The sequence below is a fragment of the Mesorhizobium sp. L2C066B000 genome (assembly GCF_000502335.1).
Classification (GTDB): Bacteria; Pseudomonadota; Alphaproteobacteria; order Rhizobiales; family Rhizobiaceae; genus Mesorhizobium.
The window spans coordinates 169,844-188,088 of sequence record NZ_AYWZ01000007.1; the positions used below are offsets into that span (position 1 = coordinate 169,844).

General features: G+C 63.4%; 11 protein-coding genes and 3 pseudogenes. 7 read left to right on the plus strand and 7 right to left on the minus strand.

The window, feature by feature from the left end; all coding sequences use genetic code 11:
- Window positions 1-224: 224 nt before the first annotated feature.
- The 4 genes and pseudogenes from X733_RS148785 to X733_RS01000000166310 all read right to left on the minus strand — a co-directional run bounded on the left by X733_RS148785 (window position 225) and on the right by X733_RS01000000166310 (window position 7,280).
- A complete protein-coding gene (locus X733_RS148785) occupies window positions 225-3,362 on the minus strand; it encodes an efflux RND transporter permease subunit (protein WP_023687056.1) in 3,138 nt (1,045 codons plus the stop codon).
- 248 nt (window positions 3,363-3,610) lie between these two features.
- Window positions 3,611-4,750, minus strand: a complete 1,140-nt coding sequence (locus X733_RS148780; protein WP_023692166.1) for an efflux RND transporter periplasmic adaptor subunit — start codon at window positions 4,748-4,750, stop codon at window positions 3,611-3,613.
- A 58-nt stretch (window positions 4,751-4,808) separates the two neighbouring features.
- The gene (locus X733_RS148775; protein ID WP_023668564.1) at window positions 4,809-5,414 is read right to left on the minus strand and encodes a TetR family transcriptional regulator; all 606 of its coding nucleotides are present in this window, start codon (window positions 5,412-5,414) and stop codon (window positions 4,809-4,811) included.
- A gap of 163 nt (window positions 5,415-5,577) precedes the next feature.
- Window positions 5,578-7,280, minus strand: a pseudogene (locus X733_RS01000000166310) (acyl-CoA synthetase).
- Window positions 7,281-7,470: 190 nt separating this feature from the next.
- On the opposite strand from X733_RS01000000166310, the gene X733_RS148770 reads away from it, so the two are divergent.
- The 5 genes and pseudogenes from X733_RS148770 to X733_RS148760 all read left to right on the plus strand — a co-directional run bounded on the left by X733_RS148770 (window position 7,471) and on the right by X733_RS148760 (window position 11,848).
- A complete protein-coding gene (locus X733_RS148770; RefSeq protein WP_023684445.1) occupies window positions 7,471-8,442 on the plus strand; it encodes a sugar-binding transcriptional regulator in 972 nt (323 codons plus the stop codon).
- Window positions 8,443-8,536: 94 nt separating this feature from the next.
- Window positions 8,537-10,664: pseudogene (locus X733_RS1000000171470) on the plus strand (bifunctional aldolase/short-chain dehydrogenase).
- 208 nt (window positions 10,665-10,872) lie between these two features.
- Window positions 10,873-11,213: pseudogene (locus X733_RS1000000170875) on the plus strand (D-alanine--D-alanine ligase A); the annotation flags it as partial.
- Between the two features lie 94 nt (window positions 11,214-11,307).
- A complete protein-coding gene (locus X733_RS148765) occupies window positions 11,308-11,568 on the plus strand; it encodes a type II toxin-antitoxin system ParD family antitoxin (RefSeq protein ID WP_023704832.1) in 261 nt (86 codons plus the stop codon).
- Complete coding sequence (locus X733_RS148760; RefSeq protein WP_023704831.1) at window positions 11,561-11,848, plus strand: type II toxin-antitoxin system RelE/ParE family toxin; 288 nt, start codon at window positions 11,561-11,563, stop codon at window positions 11,846-11,848. Before X733_RS148765 ends, X733_RS148760 begins: the two co-directional genes overlap by 8 nt.
- Before the next feature lie 71 nt (window positions 11,849-11,919).
- Here the strand turns inward: X733_RS148760 and X733_RS148755 are convergent, their stop codons facing one another.
- From X733_RS148755 to X733_RS148745, 3 genes are all read right to left on the minus strand, one after another.
- Window positions 11,920-12,972 (minus strand): substrate-binding domain-containing protein, encoded by a 1,053-nt coding sequence (locus X733_RS148755; RefSeq protein ID WP_023687049.1) that lies wholly within the window; start codon window positions 12,970-12,972, stop codon window positions 11,920-11,922.
- Window positions 12,973-13,018: 46 nt separating this feature from the next.
- Window positions 13,019-14,014, minus strand: a complete 996-nt coding sequence (locus X733_RS148750) for an ABC transporter permease (protein ID WP_023668572.1) — start codon at window positions 14,012-14,014, stop codon at window positions 13,019-13,021.
- Window positions 14,015-14,088: 74 nt separating this feature from the next.
- The gene (locus X733_RS148745) at window positions 14,089-15,600 is read right to left on the minus strand and encodes a sugar ABC transporter ATP-binding protein (protein ID WP_023819030.1); all 1,512 of its coding nucleotides are present in this window, start codon (window positions 15,598-15,600) and stop codon (window positions 14,089-14,091) included.
- A gap of 137 nt (window positions 15,601-15,737) precedes the next feature.
- Between X733_RS148745 and mtnK the strand changes: the two genes are divergently transcribed.
- Window positions 15,738-17,006 carry an S-methyl-5-thioribose kinase gene (gene mtnK / locus X733_RS148740; protein ID WP_023668574.1) on the plus strand — a complete coding sequence of 423 codons (1,269 nt, stop codon included), beginning with the start codon at window positions 15,738-15,740 and terminating at the stop codon, window positions 17,004-17,006.
- Entirely contained in the window at window positions 17,003-18,097 is a 1,095-nt protein-coding gene (mtnA, locus tag X733_RS148735; RefSeq protein WP_023819031.1) for an S-methyl-5-thioribose-1-phosphate isomerase, read from the plus strand. The genes mtnK and mtnA overlap by 4 nt, the downstream gene beginning before the upstream one ends.
- Window positions 18,098-18,245 lie beyond the last annotated feature (148 nt).

Sequence of the window (18,245 nt, forward strand, 5' to 3'; positions counted from 1 at the left end):
ATCGGACGGCTTTGCCGTCCTGGGAAGGAATTCTGTTTTGCAAAACCGGCGCCGCGAAGCATTTTCATACAGGTGGCCGTTCAACCTATTTTGATGAACCCGCCTGGTGTTGAGATACTTGCCTGGGTGCTCGGTGCCACCGGCAAGGAGAAAGCCAGAACGCCGCACGTCAAGCGTACGGCGTTCCAGCATTTTCCAAGGAAGATCCTGTGCCCCAGCAGCGCCTACTCGGCGGCCAGCGCCAGTGGCGGCCTGTCATTGTCCTGCACGGCCTCATCAGCCGGCTTCCTGCCTTTCTTCGGCTCGCGGCCGAAGAACAGCGCGTAGCCTGCCGGCAGCACCAGGATGGTGAGTACGGTGGCGACGAGGATGCCGCCCATCATGGCGTAGGCGAGCGGTCCCCAGAACACCGCACGCGAGATCGGGATCAGCGCCAGCACCGCCGTCATCGCCGTCAGCACGATCGGCCGGAAACGGCGCACGGCCGAGCCGATGATGGCCTCCGATCGGTCCATCCCCCTGGCGATGTCCTGATCGATCTGGTCGACCAGGATGATCGAGTTGCGCATGATGATTCCGAGCAGCGCGATGACACCGAGGATGGCGACGAAGCCGAACGGCGCGCCGCTGATCAACAGAGCCGCCGCCGCACCGATGATGCCGAGCGGACCGGTGGCCAGCACGAGCATCGCCTTGCCGAAATGCTGCAGCTGGATCATCAGGAGCACGACGATGACGGCCAGCATGATCGGCGCCTTGGCGGCAATCGAGGCCTGGCTTTCGGCGGAATCTTCCGCACCGCCCTGGATCTCGATCTTGTAGCCGGGCGCCAGGCCGGCGCGCATGCCCTGCATGTCATTGTAGAGCTTGGTGACGACGTCGTTCGACTGCACGCCATCCGGCAGCGTGGCGCGCACCGAGATGGTCGGCAGGCGGTCGCGCCGCCATTCGACGCCCTGCTCGAGCACCGGCACCACCTTGGCCACCTGCGACAGCGGCACGAAGCCGCCGAAATCGGTCGGGATATAGACCGAGTCGACCGAGGACAGCAGGCTGCGGCTGGCGTCCGGTTCGCGGGCGACGATGGAAACCGTCTCCTCGCCATCACGGAAGTCATCGAGCGGCGCGCCGGACATCGCTGCCTGCAGCATCTGGCGGATGCGTTGCGAGGTGACGCCAAGCGCTCGCGCGCGGTCCTGGTCGATGACCAGCTTCATCGCCGGTACCGGCTCCAGCCAGTCGTCATGGACGGCGCCGAGCAGCGGATTTTCGGCGAATTTCGCCTTCACCTGGTCGGCGATGCGGCGCACCTCCTGGCGGTCCGGACCCATGATGCGCATCTGCACCGGCCAGCCGGTTGGCGGGCCGAGGAACAGACGGTCGACCTTGGAACGGATCGAGGGGAAATCCTGCGCCAAGATTGAGCGCAGCTTGAGGATCAGCCGCTCGCGCGCCGGTTCGTCATTGGCCATCACCAGAAGCTGCGCATAGTTCGGATTGCGCAATTGCTGGTCGAGCGGCAGGAAGAAGCGCGGCGCGCCTTCGCCGATATAGGTGGCGATGAAGCGCTTGTCCTTGTCGTCCATCATCCGGGCTTCCAGCGCCTTGGCCTGCGTCTCGACTTCCTTGATCGAGGTTCCCTCAGGCAACCAGAGATCGACGAGGATTTCCGGCCGCGAGGATTGCGGGAAGAAGTTTTGTGGGATGAACTGGAACGCCCACAGGCTGGTGGCGAAGGTGACCAGCGTCATCACCAGAACGATGATGCGGTGGCGCACCGCCCAGCCGACCGTGGCGCGCAGCCGCCGGTAGAAGCCGGTGTCGAAGGCGTCATGATGGTTGCCGGCATGCTTGCGCTGCTTGAGGATCATGTAGCCCAGCCACGGCGTGAAATAGACGGCGACGAACCACGACACGACCAGCGCGATGCCGACCACATAGAACAGCGTGCGCACATATTCGCCTGCGGTCGAGGCGGCGAAGCCGACCGGGATGAAGCCGGCTATGGTGATCAGCGTGCCGCTCAGCATCGGGAAGGCGGTCGAGGAATAGGCGAAGCTCGCCGCCTCGATCTTGACCAGCCCCTCCTCCAGCTTGCGCTCCATCATCTCGACGACGATCATGGCGTCGTCGACCAACAGCCCGAGCGCGATGATCAGGGCGCCGAGCGAAATGCGCTGCAGATCGATACCGAGCTCGTACATGATGGCGAAGGTGGCGGCCAGCACCAGCGGAATGGCAATGGCGATGACCAGGCCGGAACGCCAGCCGATCGACAGCAGCGAGACAGCAAGCACGATCAGCAGCGCCTCGCCGAGCGCCTCCATGAACTCGTTGACGGCGTCCTTGACAACCTCGGGCTGGTTGGAGATCTGGTCAACCGCAACGCCGTAGGGCAGCGCTTCCTCAAAGCGCTTGTAGGTCGCCTCGACATCCGTGCCGACGTCCCTGACGTTGAAACCCTTGGCCATGACGACGCCGACCTGGACGCTTTCGTGGCCGTTGAAGCGGTACTTGCGCTGATAGGGATCTTCGAGACCGGAACTCACGGTGGCGATGTCGCCAAGACGTGTCACCTGACCACCGGCGCGCAGGCGCAATTCCCTGATGTCGGCAGCCCTGGTGACATCGCCCTCGACCGAGATGCGCACCGAGCGCAGGCCGGTGTCGACGGAGCCCGCCGGATCGACATTGTTCTGGCCCTTGATGGCGTTCTGCAGGTCGGTCAGCGTCAGGCCGCGTTCGGCCAGGGCCTTGGACGAGACGTCGATATAAAGCTTCTCCGGCTGGTCGCCGATGATGACGGCCTTCTCGACGCCCGGCGTCGTCAGCAGCATGTCGCGAGCCTGGGTGGCGAATTTCTTCAGCTCCGGATAGCTGTAGCCGTCGCCGCCGATCGAGTGCAGGGTGATGAAGGTGTCGCCGAACTCGTCGTTGAAATAGGGCCCGAGCAGGCCTTGCGGCAGGTCGCCGGAGATGTCGCCAACCTTCTTGCGCACCTGGTAGAAGGCGTCCTTCACCTCCTCTGCATTGGTGTCGCCCTTGATCTGGACGGTGATGATGGCGCTGCCGGCGCGGGTGTAGGAACGGACGAAGTCGAGGTGCGGCGTTTCCTGCAGCTTGCGCTCGATCTTGTTGACGACCTGGTCTTCCATCTCCTGGATCGAGGAGCCCGGCCAGATCGCCTGGACGACCATGACGCGGAAAGTGAAATCGGGGTCTTCCTTCTGGCCCATGCGCATTAGGCCGAGCGCGCCGGCAATGATGATCAGACCGAACAGGAAGCGCGCGATCGAGGGATGGCCGATGGCCCAGCGCGAAAGATTGAAAGGCTGCTTTTCAGTGCTGTCGGTGGTGGTCATCGGCGTCAGTCCAATTCGTTGATCGTGCGCGCATACGCTTTGCATGCAGCTAGGATATTCCGATGCTGGCTTCCGGGCGGCGAGGCTTTCCGAGCGGAGAGACACTCATCGCGGTGGGACGCGCGGATCGATGCGGGGGAACTCGATCTTGGCGTCTCGACCATCGGGCGCTCGCCGCCCGGAAACCCTGAATTCGCTTGCCCAGCCCTTTCGCCGAAGCGACGATCAAGCCGGCTTCATGCCTGCGGTCAGCGCAGGGCCTTTGCGGCATCGCCTTCCGCAGAGGCGGCCTGGACCGCATCGCCGGTCAGCTTGACCTTGAGATTCTCGGTCATGAACTGGGTGCCGGCGGCAACGACGACATCCCCCGGCTTGAGCCCGTCGGCGACGCTGACGCCGTCGGCGGTGAACTCCGCAACCTTGACCAGGCGCTCGTGCACCGTCTCGCCGGCGCGGTCGACGGTCCAGACAATCTTGCGACCATCCTTTTCCGCAAGCGCGCTGAGCGGGATCGACACCATCTCCTGCTTCTTGGCCACCGAGGCCTCGATGTTGGCGGTCATGCCGAGCAGCACGCGCGGGTCGTCGGGCAGCGAGACGCGGACGGCAAAGGTGCGCGACTGCTGGTCGGCGCTGCCGGCGACTTCACGCACTTTGCCGGAGAGCGCCAGCGCGTCATCGGACCAGAAGCTGGCCTTGACGTCCTTTCCCGGCTTGAAGGCGGCGATGTCCATTTCGGGAACCGCGATCAGCACTTCCTTTTCGCCGTCGACGGCAACGGTCATCACAGGCGTTCCGGCGCCGACCACCTGGCCGACATCGGCCGAGACCGCCGTGACGATGCCGTTCTCGCTCGCCTTGAGATCGGTGTAGACGACCTGGTTCTGCGCCTGGGCAAGGGTAGAGCGGGCGGCATCGCGCGTCGCTACCGCCTGGTTGTAGCTCAGCGTCGCCTGTTCGAGCTGCGACTTGGAGGTGAAGTTCTTGGCAAAAAGCTGTTCGGCGCGCTTGCGGGACAGATCGACCGTCTCGACCTGCCGCTCGGCGGCGTCGAGGCTGGCCTTGGCGCTCTTGACCGACAACTCATAGTCCGTGGGATCGATACGGGCTAGCACATCGCCTGTCGTCACATGCTGGCCGATGTCGACCAGACGCTCAGTGACCTTGCCCGAGATGCGAAAGCCGAGGTTCATTTCGGTACGGGCTCGCACCGAGCCGGAATAGGTGAGTTCGCGACTCTTTTCGGCCTGGCCGATCTCGACCACCTTGACCGGACGGATGATGTCCTGGACCTCGGTCTTCTCCTGGCTGCAGGCGGCGAGCCCGAGCGTGGCGACGATCAGGCCGGCGACCGGCAGCTTGCGGATGATGGAACTGGACAAAGACACTTTCGTACTCCCGACTGGAGATGAACGGTCGACACCGGCGCCCGGCGGGCGGCGGCTATTACTTCAGAGCCTTGATCGCGTAATCGATGAGATCGTCGGGCATCGCCCGATTGGTCTTGGCAAGGCACTGCGCCACCATTTGCGGGTGGCACAGAATGACGGTGGCGGCGCCGAAGCAGCGCGATGCGATGACCGGATCCTGGTCGGCAAACTCGCCGGCCTCGATGCCCTCGCGGATGACCTCGGCAAACAGGTCGTGAATGCTGTCGATATGCTTGTCGATGACGCCCCAGTCGCGCTCGAGCGCGACGATGACCATTTCGTGGACCTTCTGGTCGTCGAGCATGACTTCCAGCGTCATCTTGTACTGCGCATGCACGTAGCGGCGCAGCCGCTCCTCGGCGCTGATCGGCAACCGGGAAATCTCGTAGGCCATGTTGTAGCTGGCGAGGAGCATGCGGCCGCAAACGGCCTGGTGGATTTCGACCTTGGATGCGAAGAAACGGTAGATATTGGCCGGCGACATGCCGAGTTCGCGGGCGATGTCGGCGACATTGGTCTTGCCGTAACCATAGTGCCGGAACAGGCGTTCGGCACAGTCGAGAATGCGGGTGACATTCTCCTGGCGGGTGGAGTCGGCCATTATGCTGGCGGCTTCGGACATGGCTCTCTGTCGATTTATGAGTGACGAATTTCAACTTTCGTCAGTCGTAAATCGAAAAGAGGGAAGTGTCAATGCGAATTCGACGTACGCGTATAATTTGGTGACAGAGGGTGACAGAGGGTGTGCGCGAACTCGACCTTGCGCGTGCCGTTGCGCTCTGGAACTAAGATCCCTTCGCCATTTCCCGCAGCTGAAACTTCTGGATCTTCCCCGTCGATGTCTTCGGGATCTCGGCAAAAATCACCGCCTTCGGCACCTTGAAGCGGGCGAGCAGCGCGCGGCAGTGTTCGATGATCTCGGCCTCGCTTGCCACCTTGCCGGGCTTCAGTTCGACATAGGCGACCGGCACCTCGCCCCATTTGTCGTCTGCCTTGGCGACGACGCCGCAGGACGCCACGGACGGGTGTTTGTAGAGGGCTTCCTCGACCTCGATCGATGAAATGTTCTCGCCGCCGGAGATGATGATGTCCTTGGAGCGGTCCTTGAGCTGGATGTAGCCGTCGGGATGCATGACGCCGAGGTCGCCGGAGTGGAACCAGCCGCCGGCGAAAGCCTCGTCGGTCGCCTTCCTGTTCTTCAGATAGCCCTTCATGACAATGTTGCCGCGGAACATGACCTCGCCGATGGTCTCGCCGTCGGCCGGCGTCTTCTGCATCGTCTCCGCGTCCATCACCGTCAGGCCTTCGAGTGCGGCATAGCGCACGCCCTGCCTGGCCTTTCTGGCGCTGCGTTCGCCCTTGTCGAGACCGTCCCAGGCGGTGTGCCATTCGTTGACGACCGCCGGGCCATAGGTCTCGGTCAGGCCGTAGAGATGGGTGACGGCAAAGCCGGCGTCGGCCATGCCTGACAGCACGGCTTCCGGCGGCGGCGCGGCAGCGGTGTTGAAGGTAACGGTCTGCGGGAAGTGGCGCTTGTCCTCATCGCTGGCGTTGATGAGCACCGACATGACGACCGGCGCACCGCAAAGATGTGTGACGCCGTGGTCGGCGATGGCATCGTAGATCGGCTTCNGACCGGCGCACCGCACAGATGCGTCACGCCGTGGTCGGCGATGGCATCATAGATCGGCTTCGGCCGCACCCAGCGCAGGCAGACATGGGTGCCGGCCTGGACGGCCATTGTCCATGGGAAGCACCAACCATTGCAGTGGAACATCGGCAGCGTCCACAGATAGACGGCGTGCTTGGCCATGCCGGCATGGATGGTGTTGGTGTAAGCCATCAGGGCAGCGCCGCGATGGTGGTAGACGACGCCCTTCGGATTGCCTGTCGTGCCGGAGGTGTAGTTGAGCGAGATGGCGTCCCATTCGTCGTCGGGCATCGACCAGGCGTAGCCCTGGTCACCGCCGGCGACGAACGCCTCATAGTCGATCGCGCCGATGCGCTCGCCCTTGGGATAGGGTGCATCGGCGGCATAGTCGGGATCGTCATAGTCGATGACCAGCGGCTTCACCTTGGCCAGTGCCAGTGCCTGTTTGACGACAGCAGCGAATTCGCGGTCGACGATGAGCACCTTGGTCTCGGCATGGTCGAGCTGGAACGCGATGACGGCGGCATCGAGCCTTGTGTTGAGCGAATGCAGCACCGCTTTGGCCATCGGCACGCCGAAATGCGCCTCCAGCATGGGGGGCGTGTTGGACAGCATGACGGTCACCGTATCACCCTTGCCGATGCCGCGCTTCGACAGAGCCGAGGCGAGCTTCAGCGAGCGCTGCCAGAAGGTGCGATAGGTGATGCGCTGGCTGCCATGGATGATGGCGACATGATCGGGATAGGTGCTTGCCGCCCGCTCCAGATAGGTGAGCGGCGTCAGCGGCTGATGGTTGGCGGCGTTCTTGCCGAGATCCTGCTCGTAGGGACTGCCCATCCCGTGCTCCCCGAATTTTCATTGTTGAGAACTTCTAACCACAGCTTCCCGCCACGTCACCATCGGCGATTCCCGACCGGGCACATTTGGCGCAATGATCGTCCAGATTCGATGGGCAAAGAGGTATCGTGTACCCACGCCAGTTTGACTTTTGTCGAGAGCCGTGAATAATGTCAGCCGAGGAGACGGCATGGCGATCCGACCGGCAGAACAGCTTATCCACAAGGCCGCATGGCTCTATTATGCCCATGGCCTGCGCCAGGACCAGGTCGCCAGCCAGCTTAACATCTCCCGGGCCTCGGTCGCCATGTATTTGCGCAAGGCGCGCGAGACCGGCATCGTCAACATCTCGACCTCGACGCAGCTGTTCACCGACGACGTGCTTGCGCGCCAGCTCGAGGACGCGCTCAAGCTTGATGCGGTGTGGATCGCGCCGGAGAATGCCTATGTCGTCGACCCTTCGACGGACGTTGCGGTGCTGGCGGCGGGCGTCTTTCTCGAACTGGTCAAGAAGGGCGACCGGATCGGCGTCGCCTGGGGCCGCACCGTCTACACCATCGCCGACGTCATGTCCTATGCCGACCTGCAGGACGTCACCGTTGTGCAGCTCTGCGGCAATCTCGGCGCGCCCTACTCCTACCGTCCCGACCAGTGCACGATGGAGATCGCCCGGCGGCTCAACGCCAAGGGCCTCAATTTCTACGCGCCGCTGGTGCTGACGACGGAATTGCTGGCGCATGGGCTGCGCGCCGAACCGGTGATCCGCGAACAACTGGCCGATATTGCCAACTGCGATCTGGCGCTCTATTCGGTCGGCACCGTCGATGGCGACAGCCATGTCGTCAAATGCGGCGCGCTCAGCCCCGGCGAGATGGGGCTGTTGCGCGAAGCGGGCGCCGCCGGCGTCGTTGCCGGCCAGATCATCGATGCCACCGGCAAGGCGCTCGACTGCAGCTACAACCGCCGCGTCATCTCGGCCTCGCTGTCGTCACTGCGCCAGATCGAAAAGCGGCTGATGGTGGTGCAGGAAGACAGCAAGTTCGAACCGCTGCTCGCCGCGCTCGCCGGCGGACTCTGCACGCATCTCGTCGTCGGCGCCAGCATGGCGCGGCGGCTGCTCGACCATGCCGGAGCCAGTGCGGGGGCAAAAAAGGCTTCCTGACCAACGAAATCCCAGCAGCAGGCGCATTGTCATCAAGGCGTCGCGGCACTCCTGTTCACAGCAACATCAAAGACAGCAAAGCGGACATAGCGACATGAAGAACCTTTGGAATGACGGCGACGCGGAAAGACTGGTTGCCGACTATGCGAAAAAGGGCGTTGCCCGCGACCTCGCGCTGCGCGTCTACACGACCCGGCTGCTCGGCGGCGAGCCGCGGCTGGTGCTGCATGGCGGCGGCAACACCTCCTGCAAGACCAAGGCCACCGATCTCGTCGGCGACGAATGGGATGTGCTGTGCGTCAAGGGCAGCGGCTGGGACATGGGTGTGATCGAGCCGCAAGGCCTGCCGGCGGTCAAGCTCGGCGCGCTGCTGAAGGCGCGTGCGCTGGCCAGCCTCGCCGACGAGGACATGGTGGCGCTGCAGCGGGCGAACCTCATCGACCCCGCCTCCCCCAATCCATCGGTCGAGACGCTGCTGCACGCCTTCCTGCCGCATAAATTCGTCGACCACACGCATTCGACCGCGATCCTCGCCATCGTCGACCAGGCGGACAGCAAGCCGCTGATCAAGACCGTGTTCGGCGACAAGATGGGGTACGTGCCCTACATCAAGCCGGGCTTCGACCTCGCCAAGGTGGCCGCCGATGTCTACGACGCCGACCCCAGCGTCGAAGGCCTGATCCTCGACAAGCATGGCATCTTCACCTTCGGCGACGCTGCGAAGCAGGCCTATGACCGCATGATCCATTATGTGAACGTGGCCGAAGACTATGTGGCGAAGAACGGCAAGCCGAAGGCAGCGAAAGCCGCACTGCCGGCCAAGCTCGCAACGCCGGCAGCGATCGCGCCGATGCTGCGTGGCGCGGTGGCGGTGGCGCGTGGCGAAGGCCGCTTCGACCGCATGATCAGCGACTTCCGCACCTCGGATGCCATTGTCGATTTCATCAATTCGGCCGGCATTGCAGACTATGCCGGACGCGGGGTGTCGACGCCCGACCTGTCGATCCGCATCAAGACCGGACCGATGGCGGTTCCGGCGCCAGACGCCGACAAGATTGGCGACTACAAGGCCGTCATCAAGAGCCATGTCGACGCCTTCGCCAACGACTATCGCGCCTATTTCGAAACCAACGATGCGCTGGACGACGTCCAGCGCACCATGCTCGACCCGATGCCGCGGCTGACGCTGGTGCCGGGCCTCGGCATGTTCGGCCATGGCCGCACGCTGAAGGATGCGAAGATCGCATCTGATGTCGGCGAGATGTGGATCGAGGCGGTGCGCGGCGCCGAGGCCGTCGGCAGCTTCCATCCTCTATCGAAGGCCGACCTCTTCCCGCTGGAGTACTGGTCGCTTGAGCAGGCCAAGCTCGCCTCCAACAAGCCGAAGCCGCTGACCGGCCAGGTGGTGCTGATCACTGGCGGCGCCGGCGCGATCGGTGCTGCGACGGCAAAACTGTTCGCCGCCAATGGCGCGCATGCCGTCGTCGTCGATCTCGATGCGGCCAGGGCGGCCGAGGCGGCAAAGGCNGTTCGCCGCCAATGGCGCGCATGCCGTCGTCGTCGATCTCGATGCGGCCAGGGCGGCCGAGGCGGCAAAGGCAGCCGGCAACAATTCGATCGGCGTCGGCGCCGACATCACCAACCCGGCCGAGCTGCGCGCCGCCTTCGACAAAGCTGTCGCTGTCTATGGCGGCGTCGACATTCTGGTCTCCAACGCCGGTGCCGCCTGGGAAGGCCGCATCGGCGAGCTCGACGATGCCCTGCTGCGCAAGAGTTTCGAGCTCAACTTCTTCGCCCACCAGTCGGCGGCGCAGAACGCGGTGCGCATCATGCTGGAACAGGGCACCGGCGGTGTGTTGTTGTTCAACACCTCCAAGCAGGCGGTCAACCCGGGTCCGAAATTCGGCGCCTATGGTGTGCCGAAGGCGGCGACGCTATTCCTGTCCCGGCAATATGCGCTCGACTACGGCGCGCACGGCATCCGCTCCAATGCGGTCAACGCCGACCGCATCCGCTCCGGCCTGTTGACCGACGCCATGATCGCCAGCCGTTCCGGCGCGCGCGGCGTGTCGGAGAAGGAATACATGTCGGGCAATCTGCTCGGACAGGAGGTGACGGCAGAAGACGTGGCGCAGGCCTTCCTGCACCAAGCATTGGCCGAACGCACCACCGCCGATGTGACGACGGTCGACGGTGGCAACATCGCCGCAGCGCTGCGCTAGACATAGACCTGGAGCGGTTCATCGTTCACCAAAACGACGAACCGCTCTCCCACCTGAAGGACTCCAGGCGGAGAACTGCTTTTGCAGGTCGTGCTGAAAAACTGCTCGAACTGGTCAAAATCCACTCCAATCCTTGGCCTATTGCTCGACCACTTTAGGGCGCGCCTTGTGTTTCGCATGCGAGCTCCGACCCTGATCCTTGGTGGAGTTGTCGATGGCTGCGAAGAGACTTCGTGTCGGCGTGCTGTTCGGCGGGCGCTCCGCCGAGCATGAGGTTTCGCTGCTTTCGGCAACCATGTCATGCGTACTCTGGATCGGCGAAATACGACTCCGTTCCCACCTTCGTCACCCGCGAAGGCCAATGGCTGCTAAGCGATTTCAAGGACGGCGCGCTGGCGACACCGTCTGATGGGACGCAGCTTTGCCTGCCGCCGGGCGGGCATGGCGGATGCTGGCGATCCCGCCAAGGGCGCCGCATGACCTGCCTGCCATCGAATATGGTGTTCCGGTGCTGCACGCCTGCATGGCGAGGACGGCGCGGTGGCTGGTGCGCGTCGGGCGGTCATGATGCACGGGCAGATTCCTAACAGATATTGTTAGATCTTGTTGGCTGCATTATAATGTGGGTATGAAAAACGAACCTATGCGCACCCTCACCATATCCCTTACCGCGCAGCAGATAGCTCGCCTGCAAAGCGCTATCGAAGGTGGCGGTTATGCTTCCAACAGCGAGATTGTCCGCGACGCCCTGCGCTTATGGGAGCAGCGCGAGGAATTGCGCACGCTCGAACTCCAGCACTTGAAGCGGGCCTATGCCGACGGGATGGGCAGCGGCAAGCCAGTGGCTGTCGACCACACCGAGTTCATTCGCAGCCTGAAGGCAGAACGCCGCGCCCGTGGCTAGCCATCGGCTCACACCGCGCGCTTCGCAGGATTTGCGAGACATCTGGCACACCATCGCCGCCGACAATGAAAAGGCAGCAGACAGACTGTTGATGCGCATTTTCGAAAGACTGGAGCTGGCGGCGCAGCACCCCAAGATGGGCAGCGCACGGCCCGAGTTAAGCGCAACGGCCCGCGTGCTCGTCGAAGACCGCTATATCATCATCTACGAGCCGCAGCCCGATGGTGTTATCGCTGTGGCGATTGTCCCCGGGATGCGCGATCCAGACCATTGGTTGTAGGCCGGCAGGCTTACCATCAATATGAAAAGAGCGGCCCATAGCCGCCCTTCGCATCTATCAGACGACCGATCCTACTTCGCGTTCGGGTTCGGCATCCAGGCCGGCATGGCGACATCGGCATGGGCGAATTGCGGCAGCTTGGCCGACAGGTCCTCCATGTTCTTGATGTCCTTGTCGATCAGGTCCTTCTGGGTGATCAGCGTCGGCGGCACGACGACGTTGTGGCCGGGATCTTCACCGGCGAGCAGCTGCGCCAGCGCGCGCACCGAGACCTGGCCGACGACGGCAGGGTTGGTGGCGGCGGTGGCGGCCCAGGCGCTGTCGGTCTCGCGCATGGCCGCGATGTCCGAGGTAGAGATGTCGGCGGAGTAGATCTTGATCTTCTTGTTCAGCCCCGCCTCGTCGACGGCGATCTTCACACCCTTGGCGAACTCGTCATAGGGCGCGAACATCACATTGATGTCGGGATGCGCCTGCAGCACCGAGCGCGCCTGGTTGGCGACCGAGTTGGCGATCGGGTTGTCGAGCGTGCCGAACATCGCGACTTCCTTGATGCCGGCATGTTTCTTCTTCACGTCGACCCAGGTCTCGTTGCGGCGGTCGAGCGGCGCGATGCCAGCGACATAGACATAGCCGGCGTTCCAGCTCTCGCCATTGTCCTTGACCGCCTGCTCGAGCGCCAGGCGCGCAAGGTCCTTGTCGGACTGTTCGATCTGCGGGATCTTGGGGTTTTCGACATTGACGTCGAAGGCGACGACCTTGATGCCGGCATCGACCGCGCGCTGGGCGGCGTCCTTCATCGATTCCGTCAGGCCGTGCTGGATGATGATGCCCTGCACGCCGAGTGCGATGGCCTGGTCGACCATGTCGGATTGAAGGGCGGCGTCCTGGCGGCTGTCGAGCACGCGCAGATCGATGCCGAGCGCCTTGGACTGGGACTCGACGCCCGAGAGATAGGCCTGGAAGAAATCGCCGGTCGAGAGATAGCGCACCAGCGCGATCTTGACGCCGGGCTTGTCGAACGGCGCCGGCTTGTCGGCGGCAAAGGCCGGGACCTGCATCAGCATTGTTGCGCCGGCCAATCCGAGCGCGACCTTCCCCAAAAGTCGTCTTGTGATGTTCACGTTCTTTCCTCCGTTTGTGGAACCCAAAACTGTCCCGGCAGCCATTCTATCTCCTGCCCCGGCCGGAAAGGGCGAAGGTAAAGACAAGGGCGACGACGAGAACCACGCCCTTGACGAAATCCTGCGTGTAGTAAGGCGCGTTCATCATCGTCAGGCCTTGCAGCAGGATGCCGACGAACAGCGCGCCGATGGCGGTGCCGAAGGCGTTCGGCTTGGCGGCGCCGAGCACCGCGTAGCCGATCAGCGCCGCGGCAACCGCATCGAGCAGCAGATTATTACCCGACGCGATGTCACCGCGTCCAAGCCGTGCGGCCAGCAAAATCCCGCCGATCGAGGCAAAAACTCCTGAAATGACGTAGGCCCAGATCTTGTATGCCTTGACAGGCGCGCCGGCGAGTTCGGCGGCCCGTTCATTGCTGCCCACGGCATACATCATGCGGCCGAAGCGTGTGTATTCGAGGAAGAACCAGATCAGCACGGCGAGCACGATCAGCACGACCACCGAGACCGGAATGAGGTTCGGGATGAAGAAGTCGAAGCGGTGGCGGCCGAGCGCCAGGAAGGCGTCGGAGAATTTGCCGTTGGCGACCGAGCCGTCCGGCATTGTCATACCGGTGGCGATGGAGCGTCCTTCAGTCGGGATGCGCTGCAAGCCGACGAGCAGGAACATCATGCCGAGCGTCGCCAGCAGATCGGGCACGCGCATATAGACGATCAGCCAGCCATTGATGAGGCCGACAAGGGCGCCGATGAGCAGGCAGATGAGGACAGCGACGACAACGTTCTGCTCCAGCACCACCATGACATAGGCAGCCGCCATCATGGCCGATGTGGCGACCGAGCCGATCGAGAGATCGAAGCCGCCGACAACCAGTGTGGCGGTGACGCCCAGCGCCAGCACGCCGGTGATGGCGACCGACTGGAAAATGAAGACGGCACTTTGCGGCGAGACGAACCCGTCGGCGGCGATGGCGAAATACGCGATCAGCCCGAACAGAAGCACGATGAACCCGTAGCGGATAGCGTAATCGCGCAGCGTCATTCAGCGCCCGCCGTCAATACCCAACTCAAACCCGTGCACTCCATTCCAACCCTCAGTTCTTCAATCATCGTGGCTCAGGCCGCACTGTGCAACGGCCCGCCCGCGACTTCGGCCAGCAGACGGTCGAGATCGACATCGGCGTTGCGGTGTTCGCCGACGATGGTCTGCTCGGACATCACCAATATGCGATCGGCCGTCTCCAGTGCCTCGTCGAGTTCGGTGACGAACAGCAGCGTGGCGCGGCCATTGGCGCTGGCCCTCAGCTTGGCGGCGATGTCGCGCCTGGCGGAGATATCGACGCCCTGGAACGGTTCGTCGAGAATGAACAATCGGGCGTCCTGCGCCATCCAGCGGGCCACCATCACCTTCTGCTGGTTGCCGCCCGACAGAGTGGTCATCTCGTCCTTCTCCGAGCGGCAGACGATGCCGAGATCCTCGATCTGCCGGCGGGCAATAGTGCGTTCAAGGCCGCTTTTGAGAACTGAAAAGCGCGACATGCGCTTGTGGAAGGGCAGGCTGATGTTTTCCTGGATGTTGAAGCCGCCGACGATGCCGTTTTCGCCACGGTCCTTGGCGACCAGAAACACGCCGGCGGCGATGGCTTCGCCGGTCGACGCGGGCGCATAGGGCTTGCCATATAAAGTCATCGTGCCGGACAGCGGCTTGCGCAGGCCGAACAGCGTCTCGGCGAGCGCTGTCTTGCCGACGCCGACGAGGCCGGTGATGGCAACGACCTCGCCGTCGCCGAGCGTCAGCGAGAATGGCCGGGCACCAGGGGCGATGCGCAAGGAATCGACGGTCAGGATCGGCTTGGCAGAACTCCTGGCTTCGATGCGGTCAAGATGGATCTTGCGGCCGAGCATGGCGTTAACGGCACCCTCATAGTCGAGAGGCTTGCTGTCGAAGACGCCTGAGATGACGCCATCGCGCATCGAGACGATGCGGTCGGCCAGCCGCCTGATATCCGACATGCGATGCGAGATGTAGAGGATGGCGACGCCCTGCTCGCGCAAGCGGTCGAGCAGCGCAAACAGCCGGTCGGCCTCGGCGCTGGACAGCGACGAGGTCGGCTCGTCGAGGATCAGCACTTTCGGCTGGTGCGCCATGGCGCGCGCGATGGCCACCATCTGGCGATCGGCCAGCGACAGGTCGCTGATGCGGGCCTTGAGGTCGATGGCGAGCCCCATGCGGTCGGCCACCGCTTTGGCTTCGCGGCGCACCCGGCCGGGGTTGAACAGCAGCGGCGCGCCCTTGCCGCTCAGCCGGCCAAGCGTCAGATTGGTGGCGACATCGAGATCGGCGACGACGCCGTCATTGATGTTTTGGTGCACGGTAACGACACCGGCGCGGATCGCCTCTGCCGGCGTGTTCGGCGCAAAGTTGCCGCCAGCGAGGTGCATGATGCCGCCTTCATGGTCGTAGACGCCGCTGATGATCTTGACGAGGGTGGACTTGCCGGCGCCGTTGGCGCCCATCAGCACGGTGATCTCACCGGCATGCAGTTCGAGCGAGACGCCGCCAAGCACCTCGATATGGCCGAAGGATTTCCTCAGCCCGTCCACGCGGAACACGGCATCATTGCCCATTCGTTCCTCCCTGACGATGACGCTATGGGCTACGTGATCAATTGTCAACTCGATTGACAATTGCCAGTCAGCTTCCTAGCTTGGCCTCACCGCCATCGCTCCACTATGATTGGAGCGAGCAAGCGGGAGGGTGAGGAATGACTGCGAAATTGCCGTTTGAAGCACTGTCGGTGGAGACGCTTGCAACGCGCCTCGGTACGAACGAAGCGCTGTGCGCCAAAATCGGCAAGGGCCCTTGGAAGGTGCGCGAGGTCGGCGACGGCAATCTGAACCTCGTCTTCATCGTCGAAGGCGGCTCGGGTGCGGCCGTGGTCAAGCAGGCCCTGCCCTATGTTCGCCTCGTCGGCGACAGCTGGCCGTTGCCGCTCAAACGCTCCTTCTTCGAGTATCACGCGCTGACGCGGCAAGAGGCGCGCGCGCCGGGCTCGGTGCCGGCGATCCTCCATTTCGACGAAGCCCAGGCGCTGATCATCATGGAATATCTGGCGCCGCCGCACATCATCCTGCGCCGTGCCCTGATCGACGGCCGCGAGTTGCCAAATATCGCCCGCGACATCGGCCTGTTCATGGCCCGCACTTTGTTCCGCGGCTCTGATCTCTCCATGCCCACCAAGGACCGCAAGGCCGACCTGGCGCTGTTTGCCGACAATGTCGAGCTCTGCGGCATCACCGAAGACCTGGTGTTTTCCGACCCATATTTCGATGCCAAGCTGAACCGGCACACCTCGCCGCAGCTCGACGGCCTGGTTGCCGAACTGCGCGCCGACCGCGACCTCAAGGTCGAAGCGCAGCGGCTGAAGCATATCTTCGCCGCCAACGCCGAGACGCTGCTGCATGGCGACCTGCATTCGGGCTCGATCATGGTCACCGACACCGAGACGCGGATGATCGATCCGGAGTTCGCCTTCTACGGTCCGATGGCCTTCGATGTCGGCATGCTGCTCGCCAATTTCTGGATGTCCTACTTCTCGCAGCGCGGCCATGAACAGAAGGGCAAGCGTGACGCCATGCGTGCCTATCTGCTCGGGGTGACCAACGACACCTGGACGGTGTTCCGCGCCGAGTTCTCGCATCTATGGCGCACCGAGCGCACCGGCATGCTTTACCAGAAGAGCCTGTTCGAGGATCAGGGCGACATTCTCGCCTCGGAGCAGGCGCTCGACCATGTGCTGCACCAGATCTGGACCGACCTCTTGGGCTTTGCCGGCATCGAGGTGCACCGGCGCATCCTCGGCCTCGCCCACAATGCCGATTTCGAGACCATCGAGGACGAGGATCTGCGAGCCTCCTGCGAGGCCAAGGCGCTGAAATTCGGCCGTCACATCGCCGTCAACCGGCGCCAGATTCACGGCATGGACGAGGTCAATAATCTGGCCGCTTTGATCGAACGGGAGAGCAGGATTTGAACGTCGGCGAGCGCCACTACCGCACCATCTGGCTGAGCGACGACCAGCGTTCGGTCGAGATCATCGACCAGCGCTGGCTGCCGCACGAGTTCCGGGTCGAGACGATCGGGAGCGTTGCCGGCATCGCCACCGCGATCCGTGACATGTGGGTTCGTGGCGCGCCGCTGATCGGCGTCACCGCGGCCTACGGCGTCGCCATCCAGATGGCGGACGATCCGTCTGACGAAGCGCTCGACGCGGTCTGGGAGACGCTGCACAAGACGCGGCCGACTGCGATCAATCTACGCTGGGCACTGGACGAGATGCGGCGGTTCCTCAGGCCGATCGTATTGGGACAGCGCGCGGAGGCGGCCTATAAGCGCGCCGCGGAAATCGCCGACGAGGATGTCGGTCTCAATCGCGCCATCGGCGAGAACGGGCTTGCCATCATCAAGGAGATCGCGGCACGCAAGAAGCCGGGCGAGCCGGTCAACATCCTCACCCATTGCAACGCCGGTTGGCTGGCGACGGTCGATTACGGCACCGCCACGTCGCCGATCTATCTCGCCGTCGAGGCCGGCATTCCGGTCCATGTCTATGTCGACGAGACGCGCCCGCGCAACCAGGGCGCCCAGCTGACCGCCTGGGAGATGGCCGGCCACGGCGTGCCGCACACGCTGATCGTCGACAATGCCGGCGGCCATCTGATGCAGCGTGGCGCGGTCGACATGGTGATCGTGGGCACCGACCGCACCACGGCCAATGGCGACGTCTGCAACAAGATCGGCACCTATCTCAAGGCGCTCGCCGCCTCCGATAATGAGGTGCCCTTCTACGTCGCTCTGCCCTCGCCGACCATCGACTGGACGGTGGGTGATGGGCTGACCGAAATCCCGATCGAGGAACGCTCCGGTGACGAGGTGTCGCTGGTCTGGGGCAAGACGGCGGACGGCAAGATTGCGCAGGTGCGGGTTTCGCCCGAAGCGACGCCGGCGGCCAATCCGGCGTTCGATGTGACGCCGGCACGGCTCGTGACAGGGCTGATCACCGAGCGCGGTGTGGCCAAGGCTTCGCGCGAAGGGTTGAAGGCGATGTTCCCCGAACGCGGATAATCTCCCCCCCTTGAGGGCATAGGCGCTAAGATAGGTATTGCCTTGCGGAATCGGGTGTGATTCTACGCTGCGATGACACACGAATCGCTTGTTGATGACGGCTGGGCCGAGACGATTGAGCTTCTGGGCGGCGAAGAGTTGATCGCAG

What these genes read in the sequence shown, in the direction of transcription:
- X733_RS148765 (WP_023704832.1), top strand. Translation starts at nt 11,308, where the DNA reads ATGCGCACCCTCACCATATCCCTTACCGCGCAGCAGATAGCTCGCCTG.
- X733_RS148775 (WP_023668564.1), bottom strand. Translation starts at nt 5,414, where the DNA reads ATGTCCGAAGCCGCCAGCATAATGGCCGACTCCACCCGCCAGGAGAAT.
- X733_RS148750 (WP_023668572.1), bottom strand. Translation starts at nt 14,014, where the DNA reads ATGACGCTGCGCGATTACGCTATCCGCTACGGGTTCATCGTGCTTCTG.
- X733_RS148785 (WP_023687056.1), bottom strand. Translation starts at nt 3,362, where the DNA reads ATGACCACCACCGACAGCACTGAAAAGCAGCCTTTCAATCTTTCGCGC.
- X733_RS148745 (WP_023819030.1), bottom strand. Translation starts at nt 15,600, where the DNA reads ATGGGCAATGATGCCGTGTTCCGCGTGGACGGGCTGAGGAAATCCTTC.
- X733_RS148770 (WP_023684445.1), top strand. Translation starts at nt 7,471, where the DNA reads ATGGCGATCCGACCGGCAGAACAGCTTATCCACAAGGCCGCATGGCTC.
- mtnK (WP_023668574.1), top strand. Translation starts at nt 15,738, where the DNA reads ATGACTGCGAAATTGCCGTTTGAAGCACTGTCGGTGGAGACGCTTGCA.